General features: G+C 66.2%; 5 protein-coding genes. All 5 read left to right on the top strand.

Going from position 1 to position 5,872, the window contains the following annotated elements; genetic code table 11:
- Window positions 1–1,093: ATP-binding cassette domain-containing protein (locus EOA75_RS27395; RefSeq protein ID WP_164747589.1), on the top strand; the 1,093-nt coding region annotated here is incomplete at its 5' end.
- Window position 1,094: 1 nt separating this feature from the next.
- Window positions 1,095–2,069, top strand: coding sequence for an ABC transporter permease (locus EOA75_RS27390; protein WP_127325625.1), 975 nt, complete (start codon window positions 1,095–1,097; stop codon window positions 2,067–2,069).
- Window positions 2,070–2,072: 3 nt separating this feature from the next.
- Window positions 2,073–3,020 (top strand): ABC transporter permease, encoded by a 948-nt coding sequence (locus EOA75_RS27385; RefSeq protein ID WP_067323048.1) that lies wholly within the window; start codon window positions 2,073–2,075, stop codon window positions 3,018–3,020.
- 146 nt (window positions 3,021–3,166) lie between these two features.
- Complete coding sequence (locus tag EOA75_RS27380) at window positions 3,167–4,192, top strand: BMP family protein (RefSeq protein ID WP_067323051.1); 1,026 nt, start codon at window positions 3,167–3,169, stop codon at window positions 4,190–4,192.
- A 165-nt stretch (window positions 4,193–4,357) separates the two neighbouring features.
- On the top strand, window positions 4,358–5,869 hold the full coding sequence (locus tag EOA75_RS27375; protein WP_127325624.1) for an ABC transporter ATP-binding protein: 1,512 nt from the start codon (window positions 4,358–4,360) through the stop codon (window positions 5,867–5,869).
- Window positions 5,870–5,872 lie beyond the last annotated feature (3 nt).

The following is a 5,872-nucleotide window of genomic DNA, read 5'->3' as shown; positions in this document are numbered from 1 at the left end:
CCAGGCCAAGCTCGGCGAGATCTTTCCCGACCACGGCATCGCGGCGGACGACATTGCCGGCGATCTGTCGATCGGCCGCCGCCAGATGGTCGAGGTGGCGCGCGCCTTCACGCTGACCCGCGAGCCGCTGCAGCTGGTCATCCTCGACGAGCCGACCTCGTCGCTCGATGCGCACACGGCCGGCCAGCTGCTTTCATTCGTGCGCCGCTTCGTCGCCGCGGGCGGCAGCTGCATCCTGATCTCCCATGTGCTGGGCGAGGTGCTGCAGAATGCCGACCGCATCGTGGTGATGCGCGACGGCAAGGTGGTCGCCGCCGACGCCGCAAGCGCGTTCGACCGGGACAAGCTGGTCGCCGCGATGGGCGGCGCCGGGGAACATCAGAAGGCCGCAGCCGAGACCCGCAAGGTCGCGGTCGGGGCGCTCAGGGTGCGGGCGCGCCCGGCGCGGCAGCAGGATGGCAAGGAGCTTGTCGCCCGGGCGGGCGAGATCATCGGCCTTGCCGGACTCGCGGGGCATGGCCAGACGGACCTGCTGCTCGCGATCTTCTCGGCCGCCTCGCGCGCCAGGGCCGGCATCGAAGTGACGGCGCCGGTGGCGCTGGTCGCCGGCGACCGCCAGGCGGACGGCATCTTCGCCCAATGGTCGATCGCCCAGAACATCGGCATCCGCTCGCTTCAGCGCCTGCGCGACGGCCTGTTGATCTCGCCGCAGCGCGAGGCGGAGCTGGCCGAATTCTGGAAGAAGAAGATCGGCATCCGCACGCCGGACATGAACAACAACATCTATTCGCTGTCGGGCGGCAATCAGCAGAAGGCGCTGTTTGCGCGCGCGCTCGGCTCCGATGCCGAGATCGTGCTGATGGACGATCCGATGCGCGGCGTCGACATCGGCACCAAGCTCGAAGTCTACGACCTCGTGCGCGAGGAGGCCGGAAAGGGCCGCACCTTCCTCTGGTACACGACCGAAACCGAAGAGCTCGACAATTGCGACCATGTCTATGTCTTCAAGAACGGCCGCATCGTCGCCAATCTTGGGCGCGACGAACTGACGGAGGAGAAGATCATCCAGTCCTCGTTCGGCGACACGGCCTGAGATGACGGCGATCGCTCCCGGCACGCTCCCCAAATCCTCTCGCGGCAGCGCGGCCCGCGCACGCATGCTGCGCAGCCTGCTGCCGGCGCTGTCGCTGGCGCTGGTGTTGATGGCCATCGCCTGGCTCAACCCGCGCGCCATCAGCTATTTCGGCTTCAACCTGATGCTGAACTTGGCGATCCCGATCGCGCTGGCGACGATCGCGCAGATGTTCGTCATCGCCGGCAATGAGCTCGATCTGTCGATCGGCACTTTCGTCGGCTTTGTCGGCTGCGTCACCGCCACCTGGCTCAGGGATGCGCCGCTCATCGGTGTCGCTGTGCTGCTCGGTTCAATCGGCGTCTACGCGCTGCTCGGCGCGCTGATCCATCTGCGCAACCTGCCCTCGATCGTGGTGACGCTCGGCATGAGCTTCGTCTGGCAGGGGCTGGCTATCCTTATCCTGCCGAAGCCGGGCGGCAAGGCTCCGGACTGGCTGCTGGCGATCATGTCTTTCAAGCCGCCCTATATCCCGTTCCCTATCCTGGCGGCATTGCTCATCGCGGCGATCGTGCATTTTGGCCTGATGCGCACTTCATATGGCGTCATCCTGCGCGGTTCCGGCGGCAATGCCGCGGCGCTCAGGCGCGCCGGCTGGTCGCTGCTCAAGACAAAGATCGTGCTCTTCGCGTTGACCGGCCTGTTCGGCGTGCTTTCCGGCATGGCGCTGATCGGCATCACCACTTCGGCCGACGCCAATATCGGCAACGGCTACACGCTGCTTTCGATTGCCGGCGTCATCCTTGGCGGCGGCGAGTTCGTCGGCGGCCGGGTGTCGCCGATCGGCGCGGTCATCGGCGCGCTGACGCTGGCTTTGGCCGCCTCGCCGCTCTTGACCTTCACGCACATCCCGCCCGATTGGCAAGTGGCCGCCAATGGCGCGATCCTGATCATCGTGCTGGCGGCCCGGGTGCTGATCAGCCGCAGGGAGAGGTGAACGATGACCTCGGTCCGGATGCTGCTTGAAAAACCCTGGCTCTGGTCCTTCGTCGGCGCCGTTCTCGTGTGGGTGGCAACCGTCGCCTTCACCGGCGGCTATGGCGCCGGCGGCATGGTCACGGCGGCACTTTCGCTTGCCGTCTTCACCGTCATCGTCGGCGTCGGCCAGATGTTCGTCATCACGCTCGGCCCCGGCAATGTCGACCTGTCGCTGCCCGCCAATATCGGACTGGCGAGCGCGGTGGCGATGAAGGTTATGGGCGGCAGCGATTCGATGATCGTCGTCGGGCTGTTGGCGGCGCTCGCCTGCGGCGCGGCGATCGGCGCCATCAACTATCTGCTGATCTGGGCGCTCAGGATTCCGCCGATCATCGCGACGCTGTCGGCGAGCTTCATCATCCAGTCGGTCGACATCAGCTACGGGCGCGGCCTGCAGATCAAGCCGCCGCCGGGCTTTGCCGATTTTACCAACTGGCAGGTGCTGGGGATCCCGGTGCTGGCGATGCTGACGGTGGTCTTCACCATCGCCGCGGCGCTGGCGCTGCAGCGCATGATCTATGGCCGCTCGGTGCTGGCGATCGGGCAGAACATCCGCGCCGCCTGGCTGGCCGGCGTCAATGTCGGCCGCATCCGCTTCCTCACCTACACGCTTTGCGGCGCGCTCGGTGGCATCGACGGCGCGCTGCTTGCCGGCTATTTCCGCGGCGCCAATGTCGATATCGGCAATGAATATCTGCTCGCCTCCATCGCGGTCGTCGTCATCGGCGGCACCTCGGTCGCCGGCGGCAAGGCCAACGTGCCCGGCGTCTGGGGCGCCGGCCTGTTCCTGGTGCTTTTGCTCACCATGCTCAACACCTTCGGCGTCAGCGCCGGCGTGCGGCTGGTGCTGACCGGGCTGATCATCGTCGGGGTGATCACGGCGGCGGGTGGCGAGAAGGCTGTGCGGTGACAAGTCGCGAGGAGGGGGTCGCTCTGCGGGGTCTCTCCAGCCAAATTTGACCATGTGGACAAAGGTCGGGCGTCGTTCCATAGTCCTCCCGTCTGACATGTTTTGAACGGCCGGCTCGACACGGTCGTCGAGCAGAGGGGATTTCAATGGAAAACGATCATCGCAAAACGCAACGCGCCGGCCTGTCGCGGCGCAATGTGCTGGAACTCGGCGCCCTCGGGCTGACCGCGGCGGCGCTGCCCGGCGTGGCCTTCGCCAAGGACAAGAAGCTGAAGGTGGCGGCGATCTTCGCGACGCCGATCGAGGAGCCCTGGGACAACCAGATCCATGTCGCCCTGCAGAAGGCCGAGAAGGAGCTGGGCATCGAATACAAATGGTCGGAGAAGGTGCAGACCGCCGACTTCAGCCGCGTGATGCGCGAATATGCGCAAGGCGGCTACCAGTTGGTGCTGGGCGACGCCTTCGCCGCCGAGCGCGAATCGCGGCGCACGGCAAAACAGTTCCCGAAGACGGCCTGGCTGTTCGGCTCCGGCGCCGGGCCGGCCGAACCCAATTTCGGCGTCTTCGACAACTGGATCCACGAGCCGGCCTATCTCTCCGGGCTGATCGCCGGGAAGATGTCGAAGTCGGGCACGATCGGCGCTGTCGCGGCAATGGGCATTCCGGAAGTGAACCGGCTGGTCAACGCCTTCTTCGCCGGCGCCAAGGAGGTCAATCCAAACATCAAGCGGAAGGTCGCCTTCATCGGCTCCTTCTTCGATCCGCCGAAGGCCAAGGAGGCCGCGATCGCGCAGATCGATGCCGGCGTCGACGTCATCTATGCCGAGCGTTTCGGCGTCATCGAGGCGGCGGTCGAAAAGAAGATCTACGCCATCTCCAACATGTCCGATCAGTCGAGCCTCGGACCCGACACGGTGATCACCGGCCCGGTATGGAATATGTATCCGACGGTCGAGCAGGCGATCAAGCTGGTCAAGGCGGGCGTCTTCACCGCGCAGGACTATGGCGACTTCTCGCGCATGGCCAAGGGCGGCTCCGATCTCGCGCCCTATCACAAGTTCGAGAAGACGCTGCCGGCCGAGGTCAAGGACCTGGTCGCCAAGAAGAGAGCCGAGATCCTGGAAGGCAATTTCCGCGTCGACGTCGACGAGAACACGCCGGTGTCGGATTGACCAGTCCCCCCCCCCCTCGAGGGGAGGGGTGCCGGGCGAGGCGAGGCGGGAGGGGTCGTCTCAACCGCTCGACCTTGACGACTGAAGATGGAGCGCGTCGCGGGCGACCCCACCCGGCCCTGCAGGCCACCCTCCCCTCGAGGGGGAGGGATATTAGGAGCATCCTTGCCCGTCCCACTGATCGAAATGCGCGGCATCACCAAGAGCTTCGGCGCCGTCAAGGCGAACGAGGGCGTAGATCTCAGCGTCGCCCCCGGCGAGATCCTTGGCCTGCTCGGCGAGAACGGCGCCGGCAAGACGACGCTCATGAACGTGCTGTTCGGCGCTTATGCGCCGGATGCGGGCGAGGTCCTGGTCGAGGGCAGGCCGGTCGCCATCCACAATTCGGCCGATGCACTCGCGGCCGGCATCGGCATGGTGCATCAGCATTTTCATCTGGCGCCGCGGCTGACGGTGCTGGAAAACCTCTTGATCGGCATTGCCGGCAAGTCCGGCCGCATCGACCGCACGGGCGGGCTGGCGCGGCTGAAGGAGATCGGCCGCCAACATGGCTTACATCTCGATCCCGGCCTGCCGGTCTCGGCGCTCTCGATCGGCGAGCAGCAGCGGCTGGAAATCATCAAGGCGCTGTTTCGCGGCGCCAGGCTCCTGATCCTCGACGAGCCGACGGCGGTGCTGGCGCCCAGCGAGGTCGATGGCCTCTTCGCCGCGCTGCGCTCGATGGCGGCGCAAGGGCTCGGCATCATCTTCATCTCGCACAAGCTCAACGAAGTCAGGGCGCTCACGCATCGTTGCGTCGTGCTTCGGCATGGCAAGGTCGCCGGCCGCGTCGATCATCCGGCAGGAACCACCTCGGCCGAGATGGCCAAGCTGATGTGCGGCCACGAAATCATGCCGCCGATCAAGGAGGTCTCGACGCCGGGCGCGCCCGTGCTGACGCTCGACGGCGTTTCCACCTCAGGTCATGGCGGCACGCCGCTGCGCGAGGTCTCGCTCTTTGTCCGCGCCGGCGAGATCCTCGGCGTTGCCGGCGTCTCCGGCAATGGCCAGCGGGCGCTGGCTGATGTGATCTCCGGCATGCTGTCGCCGAGTGCCGGTTCGATGACGATAGCCGGCAAAGCAGTTGCACAATTTTCGCCGCGGGCGCTGCAGGCGCTCGGACTCGGCCGCATCCCGGAAGACCGGATGACGACCGGGCTGGTCACCAACCTGCCTTTAGCCGACTCCATGGTGCTGCCCCGCATCGGCACCGAGGCCTTCAGCCGCATGGGGCTGCTCGATCCGGTGGCGATCCGCGCCTTCGCCGAAGCGCAGATCAAGGCATATGACATACGCTGTCCCGGGCCCATGACGCGCGCCGGCGCGCTTTCCGGCGGCAATCTGCAGAAGGCGCTTTTGGCGCGCGAGCTCGCCTTCGACCCGAAGGTGCTGATCGTTTCGCAGCCGACGCGCGGCCTCGACATCGGCGCTGCACGGTTCATCCACGAAAAATTCCTGGCCATGCGGGCGAAGGGTTGCGGGATCATCGTGATTGGCGAGGATCTCGAGGAATTGCTGATGCTCTGCGACCGCATCACGGTGATGTATGAGGGTCGCATCGCCGGCACGCTTTCCGGCCCGGAGGCCACCGTCGCGAGGCTTGGGCTGCTGATGACCGGCGCGGAGGGGAGGGCGTAGAGC

It is taken from the genome of Mesorhizobium sp. M1A.F.Ca.IN.022.07.1.1 (assembly GCF_003997575.1).
Taxonomy (GTDB): domain Bacteria; phylum Pseudomonadota; class Alphaproteobacteria; order Rhizobiales; family Rhizobiaceae; genus Mesorhizobium.
This window is presented reverse-complemented; position numbering and strand designations above follow the sequence as displayed.